Source organism: Pseudomonas sp. 13B_2.1_Bac1 (genome assembly GCF_025466155.1).
Taxonomy (GTDB): domain Bacteria; phylum Pseudomonadota; class Gammaproteobacteria; order Pseudomonadales; family Pseudomonadaceae; genus Aquipseudomonas; species Aquipseudomonas aylmerensis.
Genome location: NZ_JANLOH010000089.1, coordinates 145,169 through 168,392, shown reverse-complemented (window position 1 = coordinate 168,392; position 23,224 = coordinate 145,169). Strand labels below are relative to the sequence as shown.

The following is a 23,224-nucleotide window of genomic DNA, read 5'->3' as shown; positions in this document are numbered from 1 at the left end:
TTCAATTCAGGTCACTTCCCATCACGCGCCAATCGGCGCCAGGAGTGACCAACATGTCCACTGAAGCACTTCAGCTGCAAGCAGAACGTCACATCATGCGGCGTGAAGAAGTCGAACGGAAAACTGGCTTCAAGCGGGCTCACATCTACAACCTGATGAAGGAAGGTAAATTCCCTCAAGCCAAACGCATCGGACTGCGCGCAGTCGGCTGGGACTCGCTGGAAATTGAGCAGTGGGTCGTTGAGCGCTTAGGTCAGCAGGTCTGATGCCATGCGAGTGATATCGGTGGTTTCCACCAAAGGCGGCGTGGGTAAAACCACAGTAGCCGCCAACCTCGGTGGTCTGCTGGCAGATGCTGGCCAACGCGTTCTGTTGCTCGATCTGGATAGCCAACCTACCCTCTCCAGCTATTACGCCTTGAGCCAAAAGGCTAATGCAGGTGCGTATGAACTTATCGCCCTCAACCTAACTACGCCTGCACTGATTATTTCCAAGACAGTGATTGCTGGGCTCGATCTAATCTTCTCCAACGACGATCAAGGCCGACTGAGCACCTTGCTGCTGTATGCCCCTGATGGGCGACTGCGTCTGCGTAACCTGCTGCATGCCTTCCGCCCCAATTACGACCTGCTTTTGATCGACACCCAAGGCGCGCGCAGCGTACTGCTGGAGATGGCCTTACTAGCCTCAGACCTCGCTCTCTCTCCCATCACGCCGGAAATGCTCGCCGCCCGCGAACTGCAGCGCGGCACTTTGAAGCTGCTGAGCGAACTCGAACCTTTCCGCCACATGGGCATTCCACAGCCACCGTTGCGACTGCTATTGAACCAGGTGAATGCCATTCGAGTGGACACCCGGATGATCATCCGTGGCCTGCGCGAGAACTTCGCTGGGGCTAACAACATCTCGGTTCTAGACACCGTAATTCCGGACCGAGTGGCGTACCTCAACGCCGCCTCCCTCGGCCTACCGGTCCACCGCATCGAGACGCGCCAGTCACGTCAACGACGCTCGCCATCAGCGCTGGAAACCTTGCAAGCTCTGGCCATTGAGTTATTTCCGGAATGGCGCGAAGCGATCTCTACGGTGAGCAGATACGCGGCGATTCGATGAAACGAATCGCTCAGCCGGCATTTCTCGCCCAGTCATTGTGTTTGTTCTACCTTGAGGCCAACCGCGTTTGGCAAGGAGTCTTTTGATGTTGGATCAACTTCCCATCATCGTTCAACCATCCATTCGAATACACCACCCACCTTGCGAGGAATACTGCACCGTGGTCTTTCGCCTGCAGGGTGGTCGCTCGGCCATGGGGTGGTTCCTCGCAGAACTTTCCCGGCACTTCGAAGGTTCGGGGACTGCCGAGATCGTCAAGTTCGAGGTCGGTGACCATTTGCGCAACCGGCGATAACTGAGGATGTTTCGATGAAGAAGCTCAGTCAGGAGGAGATCACCGATAAGCTGCACCAAGGCCACTTCCCTCGCGGCCCATCGCTGGAGCGGCTGTCCGATCCACTCACTGACACACCTATGCTGGTCACTCTGGAGCAGTTGCGGCCCTACGAACATAACCCGCGTTTCATCCGTAATCCGCTTTATGACGATATCAAGGCCTCGATCCGTGAACGAGGGCTGGATCAGCCGCCGCCAATCACCCGTCGACCGGGAGAAGCCTACTTCATCATCCGCAACGGCGGGAATACGCGCTTGGCGATTCTCGGCGAGCTGTGGCAGGAAACCCGCGACGAACGTTTCTTTCGCGTTCATTGCCTGTTCCGACCTTGGAGCAATGAAATCACCGCGCTACTCGGCCATCTGGCCGAAAGCGATCTGCACGGCCAACTCACCTTCATCGAACGGGCTCTGGCGGTGGCCAAACTCAAAGCCATGCTCGAAGCAGAGGGAGCTGTGCTCTCGCAACGTGAACTGGCACGACGTCTTGCCGCTGGGGGTTACCCTATTTCACAGTCGCACATCAGCCGCATGCTCGACACCCTCGAACACTTGTTGCCCGCCATTCCACAAACCCTGTATGCCGGTTTGGGCAGGCCCCAGATCGAACGCCTGATCGGCCTACGCAGCAAGGCAGAACGAACCTGGAACAGATATCCAACCGTCCCCGTTGCGTTCGTCGATTTCTGGCTCGAGACCCTGGGCTATTTCGATGCAGAACCCGAGTCCTTCGATCTCGAACAAATCCAGGATGAATTGCTCGAACGAATGAGCCGCTTACTCGGACAGTCCTACCGTATGTTGGCCCTGGAGTTGAGCGACACCCAACGGCTCATCTCGACGCCTGGCGTTGCCCTCACCGCGCTCTCGGAGAATATCCATCTGCCGAGCATTGATGAAGCCTCGGCAGGACCTCTTTCCTCCGATCCTCATCCCAAATCAACTAAGACCAAGTCCCAGATCGAAACAGCGCAGGAGGAACTGCTCACACCGCCTCAAACGAATGCCATATCAGCAGTCAGCGCTCCGTCACGTGTTCAACAGATTCGTGAACAGATCGATCGCGAGACTATTACCGACGCTGCATCTTCGGTCGACACCTATGCGATCGACGACATTTGGACCATCGCACCAGCACTAGATAGCCCCGAACAACTGCGATCCGCCATTGCCACCCTGGCACGGGAAATGTCGGCCTATGCCGGACATCCAGAGAGCATCATTGATCAGCAGGATGGCTTGGGCTTCGCCCTGAACATCGAGCGTCTGGATCTTTCAGCGCCTCGCGCGACGGGCGTTCACCTACTGCTCCTGGCCCTGTTGCGCGCTCAAGACGAGGTCAACTGGGAAGATCGTAAGCAACTGCCGTCAGCGCTGTTTGGCCAGTTGCTGCTGGGGATCTATCAACTCCCATTGCCAGACAGTCCCGCCGTGGACGTGGGACTGCAGCGACTGCCCGACGGGCTGCTCATCAAGCTGTATCGGCTGATCCGCCTGGCCCGTCGCCTGATCGACCTAACGCTTACCCCTCAAAATGAGTCACCGAAGGAGCTGCCATGAACCTGTCCTTCAATGTGCTCAACCAGGCCATGCTGACCCAGGTGCTGCATGAGCTGCGCCAGGGTAACCTGCAGCGCTGCAAGGCACTGGGACTGGGTGAAGACGACATCTACTTGCTGAAATCCTTACCGCCCACCACACTGTCACGCCTAGCCCATGCCAACGTACCCTGGGTAGAGGTCAAGATCGACTCGCCGGTGCTGCACCGGTTGATCGAACAAGCCGAGCGCGACGAGCAAAACGAGCGCTTGATCAATCGAGCGCTCAAGCTCGGCGCCAGCAGCACCATCATGTATCAGTGCTTCGGCCTGGCGCACTCCGAAACCGCCCTGCGTCGGCGCCTGCTCAAGATAGAAACCCGTAAGGGCCGCCCTCAGAATTTGAGTGAAGCGCAGGAACATGCGCTCTGGCAGCGATGGTGTCAGCTGCGCGCTCATGACGGTACCGGGGATCAGCTCGACGCCATGATGATGCTGGCGGAGGAGCAACAGATCAGCTTGACCATCGTGTGGCAGCAGATCGACCAGTACAGCAACGGAACATGAACACTGCACCTTCCAATCGCTGGCAACGTGTCCTGCAGCAATGCACCCAGCAGCTGAGTGAACGCTGGCCCGCACGCCCCACCTCTGAACAACCCTCCAACCAGGCCCTACAGGCTGGCTTTTTGTTCAGTGGCCAATCTCACGAAGTCGTGCCACGTCGGCTGCTGTTGGATAATCGACTGACGCCATTGGAACGGAATGCCTGGCAGGTGTTTCGACTCATGCTGCAAGGCCAGGGCGTGGTCACGCCGCGCTATGAGGATTTACAGCCTTACCTGTCGAGCGTGCCCTACGGTGCATCAGCCTCCCGTGAAACCATCGCTCGGGTGTTGACGATGCTCAGGTTGACACGCTGGCTCAGTTTGGTGAGTCGCGGACGTGATCAACTCAGCGGGCGCCTGCAAGGTTCGCTATATGTTCTGCACGATGAGCCGTTAACCCCCGCCGAAGCCTTGGAACTGGATCAGGATTACCTGGCGCTGGTCGGACATGCCCTCGGTCATGCGACCAAGGCTGTGCGCATTGTCGCTCAGCATATGCTGGAAGAAATTCGACAGGACACCCGTATCGATTTAGGTCAGCTACCCACGCGGCTCGACAGCTGGGGTGAACACTGGATGCAGCAAGGATTGGATCAGGCAACCAATTCCACTATGCACGATTCCGAACTGGGGGAAGATCACCTCGTTCGGAATCGTGCAAGCCCTCGTTCGGATTCCGAATCGGGTCTAAACGCCAATGTTTCCGGCGCAGTTCGGAATCCGAACGCCGCCTGTACTGTATTAAAAGAAAGTACTTGTACTATACCGCGCGCGACCCCGGCGATGGATAACCTGCACTGGCCCGATCCGCTGCACCTGAGTCTAAGCGAGCGTCAGGCCGTCGCCGTGGCGCTAAACAAGCTCAAACCCGCGGATCGTCAGGCGGTGCTCAATGAAGCGGGTGCACGCTGTACGGCAGGAGGTATCCGCAAGCCAGCGGCATATCTGATGGGTCTGATCCAGCGCGCACTGAACGGCGATTTTCGTCCTTGGGCAGGTCAGACAGCGCCCTCATCCATTGCAGAAACGCCCTTCACAGCACCGTCACGTCCGTCCCAAAAACAGGGCGAACCCGCTTCCGCCCTCGCCCAAGCGTGCCTGAAGGAGCTACGCCAACTGCGCGGAAAACGCCCTGGACGTCAGTAGATTTGATGCCAGTGGCATCAAATCTACTGAGTTCTAATGTGAGATCGCAAAGGGCCGAATCTGCGCAATCCGACCGATACAGCCATCGCCATCCCTGGAACGCATGCCACCGGCATCACTCACGAACGTCTCCGAATTAACCCTCTCAAACCGAACAGACCGCATTCAGCTTTTTGGCTGCCCTTGACCCTCATCTGTCGCAACGTTCCCGTCCAAGCCAATGCGAGGGCAACACCGTGGCCGACCACTATCAACTCAATCTGGGTTCATTGCGCAGCAGCATCACCCTGACCCTGCACACCCACCATGCCGCCCGCATCTGGCAAGGTCGAGCCGCACGTGAAGGCGTCCACTCGATCATGGGTATGGCCGGCTACATCAGTGTCACCAACCTGATCAAACAAACCGCGGCCCAGGACGATCCCTATGCCGACTGGGCCATGGTGCAACTCGAAGAAAAATTGATGCAGGCCAAGGCTGGGATGCGGGAACTGACCCAACAGCTGGATCGGATCAGACATGACCTGCCGACACAGATCGACATGGGCGACAACCTCAACATCCACCCCGTCACCTTGCCGTTATACATCGGCAGCCAGCTGGGTTTTCTGGCGGTCTACCTCCTGACCGACTACGACACCTTGGTGCGTCGTACCCTATTGGCCCATCACACCGCCCTGATCGGCCGTATCGACATGGAAGCCTGGATCGACGACGGCGCCCATCTGCTGCGGAGCCTGTTCGGTCAGGCACAGCGCTATCGGCATGCCGGCGTCACGCGTGATGACATGGCGGCGAATAACGCCCGGGCCATTGCGGCCATTGAGAAACTGGGTTTACCCCCGATGGACGTTCTTGAGGGTCATCGCCGCTCCCAGTTTGCACCGCCAATCATTCGTCGTAGTGCTGTGGCAGTGGATGATGTCGACGCGTTGGCAGAGGACGCTGAAGAGCCCTCTGCGACAGTGGATGAGCCGGAGGACGAAGTATGAATCCCCTGACCTCGGCTCAACCAATGCCCTTCGACGCGTTGACACCAGATACCTATCGACAGCTCGAACACGCAGCCTCCCTAAAAGGCCTTTTAAAGCCCTTTAAGGGTAAGGGAGAGTTGGAGCACCTGGCGCAGGTGGCGAGGGAAATCGAGGCGCAGTTATGTCACCTGATGGCGGCTTTGGTGCAGCAGGCCGGACAGCCTCCTTACTCACTGCTGGATATCCGATTGGTGCTGCAGAACACCAGCGCTGGCAGCACCTTTTTACGTTGGCGCACCCGTGACTTCGCCCGCATGGGGGTTGCTGTCTGGGAACACCTGGTCTGCAACAAAGCCCTGCCGCAGGTCGTACGCGAGGGATTGTACCGTTTCGAATGCAATCGCATCGCTCTGAACCTGCAGATGAGTGTGATGCATTCGCTCTATCGCCAGGCCACAACCTGCGCGATCAAAACGGCCAGCGCCGAACGGCTGCTGCGCCAGTTCACAACTGCAGTGGAGGTATCACGATGAGTACTTTTTTCGTCGGCGAAGGCAACATCGGCAGTGCGCCAGAGTTCCAAGAATTCGCCTCAGGCAATGATGAGCCACGGCGTTTACTGCGGCTGAATGTGTACTTCGACAACCCCGTACCACGCGAAGGCAGCTATGAAGATCGAGGCGGCTATTGGGCGCCGGTTGAGCTCTGGCACCGCGAGGCTGAACACTGGAGCACGCTGTACCAGAAAGGCATGCGTGTACTGGTCGAAGGCCGCACCGTGCGTGATGAGTGGGAGGATAGCGAAGACAACGCACGGGTGACCTTCAAGATTGAGGCCCGTCGCGTCGGCATCCTGCCTCATCGGGTGCACAGCGTGGTCACGCGGGAACGCTCCAGTGAACCGGCGGCATCAGCGACACACGTCGGGAAAAGTACAGAACAGGCCAGTTCACCTGCGTCGAAACCCAGAAAACGCAGAGGGCAACCACCGACGGACTGACAGACTTCAGGCATAAAAATTGCGCCTTTGCGCGAAGTTGCTGAGCCGTTTTTTCTCTCTGCTCGTGAATATGCACACTGTCGTCAGGATACGACGGGGTACAACTTCGCCCATTCCTGGCTGCTTTGACTGACTAATATGAGGATCCTTCGATTCAGGTTTCTCATATTCCTCACCTGCGGTTTCCAACAACGCTGCTCCGAACTCAATCCGGAGCAGTTCTATGCGCCTCTTCCTCTGTGAGAAACCGTCCCAAGGTCGTGACATCGCCAAGGTTCTCGGAGCCACTCGGCGTGGTGATGGTTGCCTGATCGGTACAGAGACAACCGTCACCTGGTGTATCGGCCATCTGCTGGATACAGCCCCGCCTGAAGCTTATGGTGAACAATTCAAGAGTTGGTCGCTGGATCATCTACCGATCATTCCTGCGCAGTGGCAGGTCGAGGTCAAACCCAAGACTGCGGCACAGTTCAAAATCATCAAACGCCTGCTCAGTGAAGCGGCCACCGTTGTCATCGCCACCGACGCCGATCGCGAAGGTGAAATGATTGCCCGCGAGTTACTGGAGCTCTGCAAGTATCGAGGCCCTGTTCAGCGCCTATGGCTGTCCGCACTCAACGACGCGTCGATTCGCAAAGCACTGTCCTCGCTGAAGTCTGGTCAGGAGACCTTCCCGCTCTACCACTCAGCCCTCGCCCGTAGCCGCGCCGACTGGCTGATCGGCATGAACCTCAGTCGTTTGTTTACCCTTCTTGGTCGGCGGGCGGGCTACGACGGTGTACTGTCGGTTGGACGCGTCCAAACACCCACTTTGCGCTTGGTGGTCGATCGGGATCGCGCGATTGCCAGCTTTGTCTCCGTGCCCTACTGGGAAGTGGATGTGTACCTGTCTTCTATGGGACAACCATTTATCGCATCGTGGTTACCACCCAACTCAGGACGAGATGAAGCCGGTCGTTGTCTGCAGCAGGCGATTGCCAGTCAAACGGTCCAAGCGATCTCTTGCAGTAAGACCGCCACAGTACTCTCGCTGCAGACTGAGCATTCCCGAGAACCACCGCCCCTGCCCTTCGACCTGAGTACTCTGCAGGAAATCTGCGAGCGCAAGCTGGGGCTCGGCGTTCAGGAAACCCTAAACATCGCCCAAGCCCTGTATGAAACCCACAAAGCCACCACCTACCCGCGCAGCGATTGCCGTTATTTGCCAGCGAGTATGTTCGACGAGGTACCCGCAGTATTCGATGCCCTGCTCAAAACAGATCCCGCACTGCGGCACGCACTCGGAAGCCTCGATCGATCACTGCGCTCACGGGCATGGAACGATGCCAAGGTCACCGCGCACCACGGCATCATCCCCACCACCGAGTCGGCCAACCTTGCGCGGATGTCTGAACAAGAGCGCCAAGTCTACGAACTGATCCGTAGCCACTACCTCGCGCAATTTCTTCCGCACCATGAGTTTGATCGGACCCAGATCGAACTGGAGTGCGGCGCAGAGCGATTGACCGCTGTTGGCAAACAGATCCTGGTTCAGGGCTGGAAAGGCTTGCTCTACGAAAACACCGAGGAGGGTGAGCCCAATCACAAGTCCCAAGTCTTACCCGTCTTGCAACAAGGTCCTCAGTGCGCAGTGGACGACGTCGCACTCAAGTCCAAGCGCACCACCGCCCCCAAACCTCTCACTGAGGGCGATCTGATCAAGACGATGAAAAATGTGGCCAAGTTGGTCACCGATCCACGCCTGAAACAGAAACTTCTGGACACCACCGGTATCGGTACCGAAGCCACGCGAGCCAGCATCATCAAGGGGTTAATTGATCGCGGCTATTTGCTGAAGAAAAAACGCGCCTTAATGGCCTCGGCGGCGGCCCATACCCTGATCGAAGCGGTACCAACAGCGGTTGCAGATCCGGGTATGACCGCAGTCTGGGAACAGGCTCTGGACGAAATTGAAGCGGGACGTCTGACCCTGGATGCATTCGTCGCCAAGCAGGCAAATTGGATAGCGCAACTGGTCGCACACTGCAGTTCACTGACTTTAGCCATGCCTGTCGAAACCAGCCCTGTCTGTCCCACTTGCAACGCCTCAATGCTCAAGCGAAAGGGGAAATCAGGGGCGTTCTGGTCATGCTCCCACTACCCGGACTGCAAGGGCACTGTGTCAATCAGTAAAGATACGCGTCGCTCATGATGTGCCATGAGACGATCATCATGAGAACGGTGAGTTCTCTGCCTTGACGTCTTCCCGAACTATCTGCTGTAGTCCTTGAAATCATCACCAACGGCGACCAGCAGTTATCGGCGACTAGATCACCGGATCACCGCCCCGAGCGCGCGATGATGGTCGGCGACGGCGGCTTCCAGTTCACCGTGCAAGAGTTGGGCACCGCGGTGGAACAACAGCTGCCGATGGCAATGATCCTGTGGAACAACGACAGGCTGGCCCAGACCCGCGCCAGCATGATCAGACGCGACATCCCCACCATCGGCGTCAACTAGCACAACCCAGAGTTCCTCAAGCTGGCTGAAGCGCTGCCTCACCGCCCGCCCGGACAGCCTGGCGGCCCTGCAGCAAACGCAGCCAGAACTCCTGGCGCTGTTGTTTCACGACAGTGTAATGCAACACTATCATGGTGTGTCCGCAACCTTTAGTGAGGCCGTTCACGGCCATACTGGCTCTCCCAGATTCAGCATCAAGCGATTGGCCCAGGCGAAAATCGCGATGGCATGGATCAGATCAAGGATCTCACCGTTATCCAGGCCTTGCTCGCGCAGGGCCAGCAATGAGGCGGCATTGATCTCGCCAGGGCTGAGGGTGAGGTCGATGGCGAACTGCACAATGCCCTGTTCCCGTGGCGTGGTGCCGGCGCTGTGCGGGTCGGCGAACACCTGGGCAATCACGTCATTGCGCTTGGCCAATTGTTCAAAGCGCTGGGCATGCACCGAAGCGCAGTACACGCATTGGTTGATGCGCGACACCACCGCACTGGCCAACTCACGCTCAGCCCGTGACAACCCGCCCGGTGCGTACATGATCGCGTTGAACGCCAGGGAACGCTGGCGCAGCACGTCGGGTTGGTGGATCAGCGTCAGGTAATACTCCGAGACCTTGGCCTGGGGATGACTCTCCTCCAACACCGCCACTTGCGCGGGGTTGGCCTGGGCCAGATCCAGCGTCGGCAGCCAGGCTTTCCAGCCCAGGCTACGGTTGGTGAAGCCTTGAATGTCCAGGGGGTCGCTCATTGCAACTGCTCCAGCGCTTTCAGCCCGCTCGCCAGGCGCACTTGATAGGAAATAAACGCGATCAACTGGCCGAGGGTGACCACATCCACCGTCTCAAGGCCCGCGTCGAGCAGCGGCGTCAACGCCTCGCGATCACCTTCAACGGGCGACAGCACCAAGGTGCGGGTGAAGTCGAGGATGGCCTTCAGACGTGGCGAATCCTTGGTCGGTGCCAGGGTTTGCAGGCGCTCAAGGTAGTGCGCCGCCAACTCCGGTTGCGGCGTCAGTTGGCAGGCGTATTCAGCCACCAACAGGCGTTCTTCAAGGCTCAGGCTGCCGGGCAAGTCGTCGGCAAACAACGCCTGGTAGCTGCCTTCGGTGGCGTCTGTGACCTTGGCCCGCGCCTGGCGCAGGCCGTGTACCGGGCTATGCTCGGTGAGCAATAGCCGGGTCAGCAGGTCGGGTAATACGGGACTGTTCATTGCAACTCCTTAAACTGTGCACGGCGCTCGGCCAGCGCATCATGCAGAAAATCCACCACGGCCAGCCATGACTGCTCGTTGGCCTGGGCGTTCGCCTCGGGCTGACCGTCATCGCTGTAGGTGGTCGGAATGTAGGGCAACAAAATACTGTGGCCGGCCAGGGGAAAGTCGCGTTGCAGCACCGGCCATGGGTGGTTGAACTGTATGAGGCGCTCGCTGACCATCTGCCCGAAACGGCTGGACGGCCACGCCGCGTCGTCGCCTGCGGTCAACGTCAGCACCGGGCCGCGAATCTTTTCCACCGCAATGCGCGCCCGCTCCACCGCGTGCGTATCCTCAAGGGCGGTGTTCATCGACAGCACATTGCGCAGCCCCGCATCACGGGCGGCCCACGATGCATGGCGATTGTTGTTCCACAGGTGCACCAATGGCAGGCCGCGATACAACCAGGCCGGGCCGTCGCGCCCCACCGCCGGGTCGGCGGCGGCCTGCCCGCCATGCACCAAGGCACTCGGCACGTAGCCGATCACCGCCGATACCGACTCGGGAAACAGGCTGGCCAACAGCAGCACCAGTTCACCGCCTCGGGATTGGCCACTCAGGGCTATAAAGCCATCGACCGGCGCCAGTTCGCGACGCATCCACGCCAGACCCTGCTCGAAGTATTCCAACGGGGTATTGGAGATATAGTCAGATAGCCCCGGTGCCTTGAAATACCCCAGGGCCAGCGCGCTGTAACCGCGCGACGCATACAGCGCGGCGCGCGCCTCGTTGATGCCGCCACCGGAACCGTTTAGCACCATCACCGCCGGGTGCGGCACCGCTCCGGGCGGCTGGAACAGCGTGCCCACCAGGCCGTCCTCGCGCACCTCGCGCCGGGTAACACCGACAGCCGCAAGGCGCTGCACCAGCACCAACGCCTGGTCACTGCCTTGGACTTGGATACGGGTGTGCAACGGTTCCAGCACCGTATCGGGAAACACCGCCGCGCTGTGGCCCTGCTCGATCCGCTGGCTCCACAGCAAGCCCATGGCCGAGACGCCGCGATAATCACCGGCCACCGGCGCGTCGCGCTCAAGGTCCACACACCCGTGGGCGTCGGCGACAAACGTCGCCGCGCTGTGCCAGGCGCGGTCGCCGCCACGCAGGGTGCGACTGGTCAAGGTCACCTGCGCGCCCGGCGCCAGCCCATCAACCACGATGTGGCGCGGCTCATCCAGCAGGCCATCCAGCGGGGTGATTGCCAGGCGCGCCATCACTTTTCCTCCGTCACCATCGACGCGGTGGTGCGGTCGCTCACCAGCGGGTCGACACGCAGACCTTTGCGTGCAGCCCAAATGTTCTGGTAGTGGAACAACGGCAGGATGCCCACGTCGTCGCTCACACGCTTGACCGAGTCACGCAGGATCGCCTCGCGCTTGCCCTCATCGAACTCGGCCGATGACAGCTCCAGGTCCTGATCCACCTGCAGGTTGCTGTAGCGGCCCCAGTTCGACGAGCCCACGCCCTTGCTGGCATCGGCACTGGCCAGCACATTCAGCAAGCCATAACCGGCCTCGCCGGTGCCATTGCCCCAGGCGATCACCGTGACCGCGTATTCGTTTTTATTGGCGCGGCTGGCGTACACCGACCATGGCACCACCTGCAAATCGACCTTGATGCCAATGCGTGCCCAGAACTGCGCCACCGCCTGCATCGTTTCCGGCGCCAGCGGGTAGCGGTCGCCGGGCACGTGCACGGTCAGTTGGAAACCTTCGGGATAGCCGGCTTCGGCGAGCAGTTTTTTCGCCTGGGTCGGGTCGTTGGGGATGTCCTTGACCTCTGGGTTGTAGCCAAAGGTATTGGCAGGCATCCACTGGTTGGCCTCGGTTACGGTGTTCTGCAGGATGCGCTCGACAATCGCCTTGCGGTTGATCGCCAGCGACAGCGCCTGACGCACCCGCACATCGCGCAGCGGGTTCTCTGCCAGCGGTTTTCCCTGGTTGTCACGCACGAATTCATTCGGCCCCGGACGGAAGCTCGGCTGGATCAACAGCGCGCGCAGGCCTGGGTAGGCAAACACCTTGACGCTCGGCGTGGCTTGCAGCTTCTTCACGTCCTGGGGCGAGACCTTGTCGATCACATCGACGTCACCGGCCAGCAACGCGGCGGTGCGGCTCGCCGGGTTGGCGATGAAGCGATAGTCCACGGTGTCCCACAGCGGCGGCTTGCCCCAGTAGTCCTTGTTGCGCTCGAACAGGGTGCGGTCGCCCTGGGCATACGACACCAGCCGATAAGGTCCGGTGCCGATCACCGCCTTGCCGCTGTTGTAGTCCTCGGTGCTGGATTTAGCGCCGATATGCCGGCTGACGATGTAGACCGAGTCGATGTTCTGCACCAGCAGCGGGTTGGGTACCACGGTCTTGACCCGCAGGGTGTAAGGGTCTGGCGCGCTGACCGACTCGACCGTGCGCAAACTGCTGGAATACGGCGCGACACTGCCAGGCACATTGCGCGCACGCTCCAGGGAAAACACCAGGTCATCGGCGGTGAAGGGCTGGCCATCCTGCCATTTCACGCCCTTGCGAATCTTGAACTCCCAGGTGTTGGCGTCAATCGCGGTCCAGCTTTCGGCCAGGCCCGGCAGGTTCTTGTCGTCGCGGCGGTCCAGCAGGGATTCCCACACATGCAGTGCGATGGAACGGTCACCGGCGTGGTTGTTCAACTGCGGGTCCAACGACGACACCGGGTCGGCGTAGGCAATGCGCAAGGGCTGGGCGGTGGCCCCGTGGGCGCCGGTCAACAGCGCGGCAGTCAGTAGCGTCAGCAGCAAGGGCTTCATGGCAAATTCCTAAGAGGCAAGGTTGAGGTGGCAGGCGCTCAGGTGGTCGGGTGACACTTCTCTGAGCAGCGGGATTTCTTCACGGCAACGCGCCGTGGCATGCGGGCAACGCGGGTGAAAGTGGCAGCCCGTGGGCGGGTTCAAGGGGCTGGGGATTTCGCCGCGAATCGCCTGGTACTGGCTGCGGCGCAAATCGAACTTGGGAATCTGCGCCAACAGCGCCTGGGTGTAGGGGTGGTTGGCGCGGGCGAACAGTTCGTCCACCGTCGCCGACTCCACCACCCGTCCGAGGTACATCACCACCACGCGGTCGCAGAGGTGTTCGACCACGCCCAGGTCATGGCTGATAAACAGGTAGGTCAGCCCCAACTGTTCTCGCAGGTCCATGAACAGGTTGAGGATCTGCGCCTGGATCGACACGTCCAGCGCCGCCACCGACTCGTCGCACACCAGCAACTGCGGCTGCACCGCCAGGGCGCGGGCGATACCGATACGCTGGCGCTGTCCGCCGCTGAACTGGTGCGGATAACGCTGGCGCAATTCGGGACTGAGGCCGGCGCGGCGCAACTGCGCGCTGACATAGTCGTCAAACCCGGCACGGTCGGTGAGGTCCTGGCGCAACGCGCCTTCGCCGACAATGCGGTCGACCCGCAGCCGTGGGTTAAGACTGGCGTAAGGGTCCTGGAAGATCATCTGCACCTTGAGCTTTTCCGCCGCGCCCAATGCCTGCATGGGCTGGCCGTCCACCGTCACACTGCCGCTGGAGGTGGGCAGCAGGCCGGCGACCATGCGCCCCAAGGTGGATTTGCCGCAGCCGGACTCCCCCACCAGCCCCACCACTTCGCCTCGCACAATACGCAGGTCGACGCTGTCCACCGCACGGGTCTGCGGCCGCGGGCGGCTCAGGCCCAGGCGCTGCATCACGCCACCGGGCGCCTGGCCAAACTGTTTGCTGACCTGTCGCAACTCGATCAGCGGCACGGATTCATTGGCCATGGGCAACTCCAGGGTGGAAACAACGCACGCTGCGTCCGGGTTCGATTTCAAGGGCCGGCGGCTGCTCGATGCAGGCACTGCTGACGCGACTGCAGCGCTCGGCGAACGCACAACCGGCGGGCATCGACAGCAGGTCGGGGGCCATCCCCGGAATCTGCCGCAGCCGCTGGCCGCGCTGGTTGCGACTCGGCAGGCTGTCGATCAGGCCTTGGGTGTAGGGGTGCAGCGGTCGGTCGAGCACCGCATCCACAGTGCCCTGCTCGACAATGCGCCCGGCGTACATCACCGCCACATCGTCGGCCAGGCCGGCGACCACCGACAGGTCATGGGTGATCCAGACCAGCGCGGTGCCCTGCTCGCGCACCAGTTTCTGCACTTCACCGAGAATCTGCGCCTGGATGGTCACGTCCAGCGCCGTGGTCGGTTCATCGGCGATGATCAGGTCAGGGCGATGCAGCAGCGCAATGGCAATCGCCACCCGCTGGCGCATGCCACCGGACAATTGATGGGGGTAGGCGCGCAGTCGTTCTCCGGGACTGGCAATGCCCATCGATGCCAGCGTGTCGCAGGCATGCTGACGCGCCTCCCGCGCACTCATCGGGTTGTGGGCACGCACCGCCTCGATCATTTGCGTGTCGATGCGCAGCACCGGGTTGAGGGTCATCATCGGGTCTTGAAAGATCATCGCGATGCGGTTGCCCTGCAACTGGCGCAACTGTTCCGGACGCAAGCGCGTCAGGTCACGGCCCTGGAACAGGATCTCGCCGCCGCTGATGCGTCCCGGAGCATCCACCAGCCCGAGGATGGAAAACCCGGTGACGGATTTACCCGAACCCGACTCCCCCACCAGCCCCAGGATACGTCCCGGTTGCAGGCGCAGGGACACGTCGCGCACCGCCGGCAGGATGCCATCGCGGGTGTGGAAAGACGTCGACAGGTTGCGCACCTCGAGGGTCGCTGGCAGTACCGCGTTATCCAGCGCTTTCATCGTTGCAACCTCGGGTTGAGCACGTCGCGCAGGCGATCACCGACCAGGTTGATCGCGACGATAGTCAGCAGCAGGGCTAGGCCGGGAAACACACTGATCCAGTACTCGTCGCCGAGCATGAACTGGAAGCCATTGGCAATCAGCAAGCCCAGGGACGGCTCGGTAATCGGCACGCCCAGGCCCAGAAACGACAAGGTCGCTTCCAGGGTGATCGCGCGGGCGATCTGCAACGCGCCGATCACAATCAATGGCGGCAGGCAGTTGGGCAGGATGTGCCCGACCAGAATGCGCCAGCGGCTGATGCCCTGGCCGCGTGCCGCCTCGACGTACTCGCGGCGGCTCTCCACCAGCGCCTGGCCACGGGCGGTGCGCGCGTAATACGCCCACTCCAGCACCACCAAGGTCAGCACTACATTGCCCACGCCTTTGCCCAGCCAGGCCAGGATCATCAGCGCCATGAGGATACCGGGGAACGACAACAGCAGGTCCACCAGGCGCATCAGCAAGGCATCGACCCAACCACCGGCATACGCCGAAATCAGCCCGAGCAAGGTGCCGATCACTGCTGCGATCAACGCAGAACCGACACCCACGAGCAAGCTGATGCGCAGCCCGTAGACAATCGCCGAATACAGATCGCGGCCCTGGCCGTCGGTGCCCAGCCAATAGGTGTAATGCCCTTCGCTGCTGGTGGCGCCTGGGGCCAGGCGTGCGTCGAGCACGTCCAGTTGCATCAGGTCATAGGGGTTCTGCGGGGTAATCCACGGCGCGAGCAACGCCGCCAGCACGATCACCGCCAGGATCAACAGGCCGATAATGGCCATGGGCGAACGCAAAAAATCCAGCGCGCCACGTTGCCACAGCGATTGCACTTGCAGGGTGTGCACGCTCACTGCGCACCTTCCAGGCGCACGCGCGGATCAAGCAGGCGGTAGAGCACATCCACCAGCAGGTTAAGCGTGACGAAAATCACCACGACCACCATCAGGTACGCCACCACCACCGGCCGGTCGAGGCTGTTGATGCTGTCGAGGATCAGCTTGCCGGCGCCGGGCCAGGCAAAGATGCTTTCGGTGACCACCGCGTAGGCGATGGTCGAGCCCAGCTCCAGGCCGAGCACGGTCACCAGCGGGATCAAGGTATTGCGCAACACATGCATAAGGGTCACTCGCAGCGGTGACAGGCCCTTGGCCCGGGCGAACTTGACGAAGTCCTGGGGCAGGATTTCGCGCACGCCGGCACGGGTCAGGCGCAGCACCAGGGAGATTTTGAACAACGCCAGGTTCAGCGCCGGCAGCAACAAGTGCTGCCAGCCGTCCAGGGTCAGCCAAGACCACTGAATGCCCAGCCACTCTCGGGTAGCCCCGCGACCACTGGCGGGCAGCCAGCCCAGGTGCACCGAGAACAGCATGATCAGCATCAGCGCGACCCAGAACGACGGCAGCGAGAAACCGACGATGCTGCCGGTCATCATCAGGCGCGAGGCAAAGTGATCGGGGTACAACCCGGCAAACAGGCCCAGGGGCACGCCGATCACAATCGCCATGAACAAGGCGCTGAAGGCCAGTTCGAAGGTCGCCGGCAAACGCTGCAGAATCAGCTGCAAGGCGTCTTCGTGATGCACGAAACTTTTGCCCAGGTGGCCGTGCAGCGCGCCGTTGAGGAACGTGAGGTATTGCTGCCACAGCGGCTGGTCCAGGCCCAGGCGCGCAATGGCTTGCAAGCGCTCGGCCTGGTTCAGGTCCTCGCCGATCAGAATGTCCACCGGGTTCCCGATGGCGTTGAGCCCGACGAACACAATCAAGGTCATCAGCAGCATCACCAGCACGGCCTGACCCACGCGCCGCAGTAACCATGCGGTCATGTGCGCCGCTCCTCGGCGCGCAGGCTGCCGACCTGCCATTCATCACCTTGCAGCTCCGGCTCGGCGTAGGCTTGCATGGCTGCGAAGTGCAGCGCGACGTCGTCGTTGAACAACTGCCCCGCCAGGCCCTGGGCCATGCGCTTGGCACCTTCGCTGATGGCCGGGATGTCTCCCGACACGCCACCGTAGGTCAGCGCGGCCGGGTAACTGAAGCAATGCACGCGCTCCAGACCCGGGCAGGCGCCGGGTGTGCGCGGCTGGAATTCGAACAGCGGACCCAGGTCCGGCAATTGCGAAAGTTCCAGGTCTTCCTGGCCGGCGGGTGCGCTGAAGCGGTCGCGCCAGAGCTTGATATGGGGCGCAAACGGTGAGAACTCCGGGCGCAGGTCGAGGTTGCTGCGAAACCCGGTCGCGAACACCAGAAAGTCGTAGCTCAGCCGCGCCGTGGGGGTGTGCAGCAACAGGCTGCCGTCGCCTTGAACCGCCACCGACTCGACGGGGCTGCTCAGCAGAAAGCGTGCATTGGCGTGGCGTGACACCCGCAAGGTGCTGCCATGGGGCGGCGGCACCTGTTGCAGGTTCAGGTAGTGACGGATGCTCCATTTCCAGTCATCCGGCAGCCGCCAGTAACCGTGGGTCATGCCTGGGCTACCGGCGCCCTTGCCCTTGTTGATGCGCGGCAAATCCTTGCGCCGCACCAACAGGTCGACACTCTGGGCACCGGCTTCCAGCGCCGTACCCGCGGCGTCCATCGCCGAAGCACCGCCACCGATCACCGCGACGCGCTTGCCGACAAACCAGGCGTCCTGCAAACCATCGGCCGAATGCGCCCAGTACTCGCGTGGCAACTGGCGCGCCAGCTCGGGTACCCACGGGCCGCCCAGACCGTCACGCCCGGTGGCCAACACCACGTGCCGCGCCGAGAAAACCTGCGCCTGGCCCTGGGCCTCAATGTGCAAGGCCACCCGTCCATCGGCCAGGGGTTCTACACGGGTGACACGGTGCTCATTACGCACATCCAGGCGCAGCACCTGGCGATACCAGCGCAGGTAATCGGCCCATTGCAGACGCGGGATCTTGTCCAGCGCATCCCAGGCTGCCAAGCCGAACTGCGCCTGGAACCAGGCGCGGAAGGTCAGCGCCGGCAGGCCCAGGGCCGGCCCGCTCAGTTGTTTAGGCGAGCGCAGCGTCTCCATGCGCGCCGTGGTTGCCCATGGCCCTTCGAAACCCTGCGGCGCCTGGTCGAACACCACCGCACGCACCCCCAGGTGGCCCAGTTCGGCAGCTACCGCCATGCCCGCCATGCCGCCGCCGATCACCGCCACTTCGAGCAGTGGCCGGCCCTCCAGCTGGCGCGGTTTCACCCAGGGCTGGGCGGGAAGATCGAGCCACTCCAGGTCCTCGCGCAGGCGCGCTTCGAGGGCGGGTAGACCGATAGAGGCGGTGGTGTGCGGCATCGTTTAAATTCTCGATCAAATGAGCGGACAGGTGGCCCGCAGAGGTTAAAAGTCGATGTTCAGGCGGCTGTAGTAGAACGCCCCGTAGGAGCCGAATGGCGAGATCGACGAGTAGTAGGAACCGCCGGAAACATCGGTCACGGTGTGCTTGTCGGGGTAGACGTTGAACAGGTTGTCGGCGCCCAGGGAGACCCGCACGTTGTCGGTCAGGGCATAGGTCACGTCGACATCGGTGATCCATTTGGCGCTGAAGGTTTCATCCACACCAGTGGTGCCGCTGCCCAGGCGCTTGACCTTGCCGTAGCGGGTGGTGCGCAGGCCGACGTCCCAGTCGTTGACTTGCCAATTGAGGCCGACGATGTACTTGCTCTTGGGGGTCAGGTCGGTGATGCCGCCCAGTTCCGTGCGCTCGAAACGTTGCAGGCCCAGGCTTTGCAGTTGCGACGGGTTGGCCTTGAGGTCGGTGATGGTCGCCTTGTTCCAGTTGGCCCCGATGTTCCAGCGCAGGCGGCCGAAGCGGTCCAGGTGCTGGGTGTAGTCGGCCACCAAGTCCAGGCCCTTGGTGCGGGTGTCGAAGGCATTGGCGTAGTACTGCACCTGCTGCACATGGGAGAAACCATTGGCGGCAAGGATCTGGTCGACCGCCGCGCCCGACAACGGGCTGATCAGCGCGATGCGGTCTTGCAGGTCGATCAGGTAGGCGTCCAGCGCCACGTTGAGGTCTTTGACCGGGGTCCAGGTCAGGCCGGCAGAGACGCTTTGCGACTTCACCGGCTCCAGGTCTTCGGCGCCCAGGGCCCGGCCGATGGCCGAGTAGGTCTGTACGCGTTTGATCATGATGTCCTGAGTGGTGTTACCCACGGTACGGCGGCCCAGGCCGGTCTTGGCATAGCCCTGCTGCACCATCGAGGGTGCGACGAAACCGCTGCTGAGGGCACCGCGTGCAGCAATTTCCGGGGTGAAGGCGTAGCGGGTGGAGAGCTTGCCGGTCCAGGTATTGCCAGAGCTGTCGGTGTAATGCTCGAAACGCCCGGCAGCACCGACGAACCATTTATCGGTCACGTCCAACCCCAGGTCGACATAGGCCGCCGAGTTGCTGCGGCGCAGGTTCACTTCGTCTTCCGGCAGCAACAGGTAGTTGCCCAGGGCGCCAATGGCCGCCAACTGACCGGCACGCGGGTGGCCGACCGGATAGCGGTAGTTGCCATTGCGGTAGGAATCCACATCGCCGGATTCGGTGCGGTACTGCTCAAAGCGGTACTCCAGGCCAGTGGCGAAATTCAGCGGGTTGCGCGTGCCAATATCGAGCTTGCGGTTGAGGTCCAGGTTGGTGGTCCACTGGGTGAACTGGTTGGTCTGCAAGGTGAAATCCGTCGGGCTGGCGGTGCCCAGGGACGGGTTGAGGTTGTTGTCGGTCATCTGCTTCTGGCGATTGGCGCCATAGGACGTGCTCAGGTCCCAGCCCCAGCCGGCCAGGTCATCACCACGGGCACCGAAGGTGCTCTGGTAGTCGAGGCTTTCAAAGGTGAAATCCGGCGCGATGCCGTCCGGGTACAGCTCGTTGATGATGGTGTTGGAGTTGGGCCGCCGGAAACCAATAGAGACCAGGGCGTCCTGCTTGCCCAGGGTGCTGAAGGAGTACAACGCGGTCGAATCGTTGAGCGGCAACTCGGCGTTATACGACAGGTTGATCTGCTCGATCTCGGGCAGACCGCCGCCGAAGCTGCGCTTTTCCACGGTATTTTCCCGTGGGTCGGGTTGGCCGTTGACCGGGTAGTAGAACGCGCCGGTGGCGACCCCGGAACGCTTGGTGCTGTCCTGCTTCTTGGCGTCGAGGGCGAAGTTGAAAAAACCCTCGTTGGGCAGCGGCAGGCCGTAATTGAACGTCTGCTGGTAGGTCTCGCCGTTGGAACCCACGCCGCTGGCGTAATGGGAGCGGCGCCCGGCCATGGTGCTGGAACTGCCACCGCTGCTGTCGGATTTGAGGATGATATTGATCACCCCGGCGATGGCGTCCGAGCCGTATTGAGCCGCCGCGCCGTCGCGCAGTACTTCCACACGGTCGATGGCGCTGATGGGGATCAGGTCCAGGTCGGCCGGGTTCCAGCCCTCGACCAGCACCGAGTTTTCCGAGGCCACCGAACCGCCGTGGCGACGCTTGCCGTTGACCAGCACCAGCACGTAGCCACCACCAAGGCCACGCAGGCCCGCCGCCCGCGCCACGTTGCTGTAGGCGCCGCCGGTGACCTTGGCCACGTTGAAGGAGGGCAGCAGGTGTTCAAGGGCATCGCGTAGCGCGGTGCTGCCGCCTTGTTTTTCCAGCTCCTGGCCACCGATCACGTCGATGGGCACGGCGCTTTGCGCCACGGTGCGCTGGTTGCCACGGTTGCCCACCGAGACCACGGTTTGCATGACCGGCTCGGCCTTCTTGCGTTCGTTGTCCTGATCCTCCTCCGCCAACAGCGGCGTGGAGGCCAGGCACAGGCCGGTCAGCGCAAAAGCTGCCGGTGAAAAAAATGCAGTCGATGAAAAGCTGGGTTGCATCTGCGAACTCCCCGAGAAATCGCCAAAAGGGTGTCACTGGTCGTGCGGCGATTTGCCGAGGTCGGCTGGATGTCCGCGAAGCAAGATGAGCTGGGTGAACAGCCATCAATTCGTTTTATGTATTCATTGGCGCACTGAATGCGGTAAATGAATACTAAACAGCGCCACTTATTCCATCCACTAATTAATAGAGCTATGCATAGTTCATAATTGAATATAAAGACTTAGCTGGCGTAGATACGTTGCATCAACGCGTCATGGCGGCTGGCCGGGTGGATGATCATGCCCGGCAGCAATTCCTTGGAGGACATTTGCAGTGTCTCGATCAACGCCTGGGCCACCTCGGACAGCGGGCTGGCATAGGCCGAAATCAAGCCGAAGAAAAACGGGATGGTGCTTTCGATCGGCCGCACCACCACACCCGTGAGCGGCACGCCAAACGCGGTGAACGGGTCGACCAGGGCTACGCCCAGGCCGGCCCGGGCCATTTGCATAGCGGTCAGCGAGGTGTTGGTTTCAAGGATGTGCTGGGGCTCGGCGCCCGTCACTTCGAACGCCTTGTTGATGCGACGACGGAACCGAAACGGGTTGGAAATGCTGATCAGCGTGTGTTGCGCCAGGGTTTGCATGCTCAGCACCGACTCGCTTGTCAGCGGTGAGTCTTCGGCCAATACCGCCACGCAAGCGGCCTCACCGATCCAGTGCACCTCCAAGCCACGATGCTCCAGGGGCAGGCTCACCACGCCGAGGTCGACGGTTTTGGCCAGCACCGTCTGCACCACCCCTTCGGGCGTCAGGCTCTGGATCTGCAACTGCTGCGGCCGCAGGTTCGCCGGCAAACGCGCCAGCGCCGGCGGCACCAGGCCCGCCGCCAGGGCCGGGGTGGCGACAACGCGCAGGCTGAGGTTCTCGTCGCGCGCAATGTTCAACGCGCGCTGCTGCACATGCCGAACGCCTTGCAGGGCACTGTCCACCTCAGCCGAGAGCTTGAAGGCTTTCTGGGTGGGCGTGACTTTCGGGCCGCTGCGCTCGAACAACGCAAAGCCCAGCTCCTGCTCCAATTCCTGGATCAGGCGCGTCACCGTCGGTTGCGAACGACCAAGCATCTGCCCGGCACCGGTGACACTGCCTGCCGACATGACTGCGGCAAATGCTTCGAGCTGGCGTAGATCCACCGGTATCTCCTTTGAAGTAAGTGATGGCGGTGGAGTGTACACAGCAGCAACTCGTCAGGGCAGACCGGATTCACTCGGTTATATTCATAGCCCAAGGCGACGGTGTCAGGACATAGTGTTGCCCTGACGGTTACTTGTCGCATTGTTCTAGTTTCGCGGCTGCCCGTACCGATGGTACACCGCTCAGCACCTGCATCTCAGGACGGCTTGGATACGGGTCGGAATACCAGCAGGATTAACGTTGCCAGCAGAAATGCACCAAGCAACATCTACTCAGCCAACACATAAGAGCCAATGACAATTTGAAAGATGAGCTCAAAGCTTTGAAAGCATTATTTCTCACCCTTCCGAAATAAAACCGAGGTCATGGCAAGGGAACGGAGGTGTCAGAAGTTGAACCAGAAATTGCTGCTTATGCTCTACAAATAACCGCTTCCGCTATTGTTATGATATGGAGCCGGAGAAAAAACCGCCTCACAGTTCCAAGCGTCTGATATAAGAGCAAGCCTGGATATACCTGAAAGTTGTTTGTTGTCAAAACTTGGTTATGCAAAGGACTTTGACATCGCGGCTATTTGCTAAGAAAAGTGTGCCTTAATGGTCTCGGGTGTGGCTCATACCCTGATCGAGGCCGTACCCGCTGCAGTTGCGAACCCGGGTATGACCGCCATCTGGGAACAAGCTCTGGACGAAATCGAAGCGGGACGTCTGACCCTGGATGCATTCGTCGCCAAGCAGGCAAACTGGATAGCGCAACAGGTCGCACACTGCGGCTCACTGACTTTAGCCATGCCTGTCGAAGCCAGCCCGGCCTGCCCCACTTGCAACGCCTCAATGCTCAAGCGAAAGGGAAAATCAGGGCCGTTCTGGTCATGCTCCCACTACCCCGACTGCAAGGGCACTGCCCCGATCAAAAAAGATACGCCTTGCCCATAAGGCGGCATTGGAGATCAACATAAG

At 61.0% G+C, this 23,224-nt stretch carries 22 protein-coding genes and 1 pseudogene; 12 read left to right on the top strand and 11 right to left on the bottom strand.

All coding sequences use genetic code 11. From position 1 onward, the window contains the following. Positions 1-53 precede the first annotated feature (53 nt). The 11 genes from NTD80_RS21115 (at position 54) to NTD80_RS21065 (ending at position 9,214) form a co-directional block, all read left to right on the top strand. On the top strand, positions 54-266 hold the full coding sequence (locus NTD80_RS21115; RefSeq protein WP_262134850.1) for an AlpA family transcriptional regulator: 213 nt from the start codon (positions 54-56) through the stop codon (positions 264-266). A 4-nt stretch (positions 267-270) separates the two neighbouring features. Further along, the gene (locus tag NTD80_RS21110) at positions 271-1,113 is read left to right on the top strand and encodes a ParA family protein (protein ID WP_262134849.1); all 843 of its coding nucleotides are present in this window, start codon (positions 271-273) and stop codon (positions 1,111-1,113) included. 85 nt (positions 1,114-1,198) lie between these two features. Next, entirely contained in the window at positions 1,199-1,408 is a 210-nt protein-coding gene (locus NTD80_RS21105; RefSeq protein ID WP_007900988.1) for a hypothetical protein, read from the top strand. A 14-nt stretch (positions 1,409-1,422) separates the two neighbouring features. Then, on the top strand, positions 1,423-3,009 hold the full coding sequence (locus tag NTD80_RS21100; protein WP_262134848.1) for a ParB family protein: 1,587 nt from the start codon (positions 1,423-1,425) through the stop codon (positions 3,007-3,009). Next, the gene (locus tag NTD80_RS21095; protein ID WP_262134847.1) at positions 3,006-3,554 is read left to right on the top strand and encodes a DUF2857 domain-containing protein; all 549 of its coding nucleotides are present in this window, start codon (positions 3,006-3,008) and stop codon (positions 3,552-3,554) included. The genes NTD80_RS21100 and NTD80_RS21095 overlap by 4 nt, the downstream gene beginning before the upstream one ends. Continuing rightward, complete coding sequence (locus NTD80_RS21090) at positions 3,551-4,741, top strand: STY4528 family pathogenicity island replication protein (RefSeq protein WP_262134846.1); 1,191 nt, start codon at positions 3,551-3,553, stop codon at positions 4,739-4,741. The genes NTD80_RS21095 and NTD80_RS21090 overlap by 4 nt, the downstream gene beginning before the upstream one ends. Positions 4,742-4,977: 236 nt before the next feature. After that, the gene (locus tag NTD80_RS21085) at positions 4,978-5,733 is read left to right on the top strand and encodes a PFL_4669 family integrating conjugative element protein (RefSeq protein WP_262134845.1); all 756 of its coding nucleotides are present in this window, start codon (positions 4,978-4,980) and stop codon (positions 5,731-5,733) included. After that, a complete protein-coding gene (locus tag NTD80_RS21080; protein ID WP_262134844.1) occupies positions 5,730-6,248 on the top strand; it encodes a DUF3158 family protein in 519 nt (172 codons plus the stop codon). Before NTD80_RS21085 ends, NTD80_RS21080 begins: the two co-directional genes overlap by 4 nt. Continuing rightward, the gene (locus NTD80_RS21075; RefSeq protein WP_262134843.1) at positions 6,245-6,715 is read left to right on the top strand and encodes a single-stranded DNA-binding protein; all 471 of its coding nucleotides are present in this window, start codon (positions 6,245-6,247) and stop codon (positions 6,713-6,715) included. Before NTD80_RS21080 ends, NTD80_RS21075 begins: the two co-directional genes overlap by 4 nt. Before the next feature lie 223 nt (positions 6,716-6,938). Then, the gene (locus NTD80_RS21070) at positions 6,939-8,906 is read left to right on the top strand and encodes a DNA topoisomerase III (protein ID WP_262134842.1); all 1,968 of its coding nucleotides are present in this window, start codon (positions 6,939-6,941) and stop codon (positions 8,904-8,906) included. A gap of 146 nt (positions 8,907-9,052) precedes the next feature. Continuing rightward, positions 9,053-9,214, top strand: coding sequence for a thiamine pyrophosphate-dependent enzyme (locus tag NTD80_RS21065; RefSeq protein WP_262134841.1), 162 nt, complete (start codon positions 9,053-9,055; stop codon positions 9,212-9,214). Between the two features lie 162 nt (positions 9,215-9,376). Here NTD80_RS21065 and NTD80_RS21060 read toward each other — a convergent pair whose 3' ends face one another. The 11 genes from NTD80_RS21060 to NTD80_RS21010 form a co-directional block, all read right to left on the bottom strand. Beyond that, complete coding sequence (locus tag NTD80_RS21060; RefSeq protein ID WP_262134840.1) at positions 9,377-9,958, bottom strand: peroxidase-related enzyme; 582 nt, start codon at positions 9,956-9,958, stop codon at positions 9,377-9,379. After that, positions 9,955-10,419 carry a CMD domain-containing protein gene (locus tag NTD80_RS21055; protein ID WP_262134839.1) on the bottom strand — a complete coding sequence of 155 codons (465 nt, stop codon included), beginning with the start codon at positions 10,417-10,419 and terminating at the stop codon, positions 9,955-9,957. The genes NTD80_RS21060 and NTD80_RS21055 overlap by 4 nt, the downstream gene beginning before the upstream one ends. Beyond that, positions 10,416-11,675, bottom strand: a complete 1,260-nt coding sequence (locus NTD80_RS21050) for an acyl-CoA thioesterase/bile acid-CoA:amino acid N-acyltransferase family protein (protein WP_262134838.1) — start codon at positions 11,673-11,675, stop codon at positions 10,416-10,418. Before NTD80_RS21050 ends, NTD80_RS21055 begins: the two co-directional genes overlap by 4 nt. Continuing rightward, complete coding sequence (locus tag NTD80_RS21045; protein ID WP_262134837.1) at positions 11,675-13,240, bottom strand: ABC transporter substrate-binding protein; 1,566 nt, start codon at positions 13,238-13,240, stop codon at positions 11,675-11,677. The genes NTD80_RS21050 and NTD80_RS21045 overlap by 1 nt, the downstream gene beginning before the upstream one ends. 9 nt (positions 13,241-13,249) lie before the next feature. After that, positions 13,250-14,236 (bottom strand): ABC transporter ATP-binding protein, encoded by a 987-nt coding sequence (locus NTD80_RS21040; RefSeq protein ID WP_262134836.1) that lies wholly within the window; start codon positions 14,234-14,236, stop codon positions 13,250-13,252. After that, on the bottom strand, positions 14,226-15,224 hold the full coding sequence (locus NTD80_RS21035; protein WP_262134835.1) for an ABC transporter ATP-binding protein: 999 nt from the start codon (positions 15,222-15,224) through the stop codon (positions 14,226-14,228). The genes NTD80_RS21040 and NTD80_RS21035 overlap by 11 nt, the downstream gene beginning before the upstream one ends. Next, on the bottom strand, positions 15,221-16,117 hold the full coding sequence (locus tag NTD80_RS21030; RefSeq protein WP_262134834.1) for an ABC transporter permease: 897 nt from the start codon (positions 16,115-16,117) through the stop codon (positions 15,221-15,223). The genes NTD80_RS21035 and NTD80_RS21030 overlap by 4 nt, the downstream gene beginning before the upstream one ends. After that, positions 16,114-17,088 carry an ABC transporter permease gene (locus NTD80_RS21025; RefSeq protein WP_262134833.1) on the bottom strand — a complete coding sequence of 325 codons (975 nt, stop codon included), beginning with the start codon at positions 17,086-17,088 and terminating at the stop codon, positions 16,114-16,116. Before NTD80_RS21025 ends, NTD80_RS21030 begins: the two co-directional genes overlap by 4 nt. Then, positions 17,085-18,545, bottom strand: a complete 1,461-nt coding sequence (locus NTD80_RS21020) for an FAD-dependent oxidoreductase (RefSeq protein WP_262134831.1) — start codon at positions 18,543-18,545, stop codon at positions 17,085-17,087. The genes NTD80_RS21025 and NTD80_RS21020 overlap by 4 nt, the downstream gene beginning before the upstream one ends. Before the next feature lie 45 nt (positions 18,546-18,590). Next, positions 18,591-21,089, bottom strand: a complete 2,499-nt coding sequence (locus tag NTD80_RS21015; protein ID WP_262134830.1) for a TonB-dependent receptor plug domain-containing protein — start codon at positions 21,087-21,089, stop codon at positions 18,591-18,593. Positions 21,090-21,313: 224 nt separating this feature from the next. After that, the gene (locus NTD80_RS21010) at positions 21,314-22,264 is read right to left on the bottom strand and encodes a LysR family transcriptional regulator (protein ID WP_262134827.1); all 951 of its coding nucleotides are present in this window, start codon (positions 22,262-22,264) and stop codon (positions 21,314-21,316) included. 566 nt (positions 22,265-22,830) lie between these two features. Here NTD80_RS21010 and NTD80_RS21005 point away from each other — a divergent pair. Beyond that, positions 22,831-23,200: pseudogene (locus NTD80_RS21005) on the top strand (topoisomerase DNA-binding C4 zinc finger domain-containing protein); the annotation flags it as partial. Positions 23,201-23,224 lie beyond the last annotated feature (24 nt).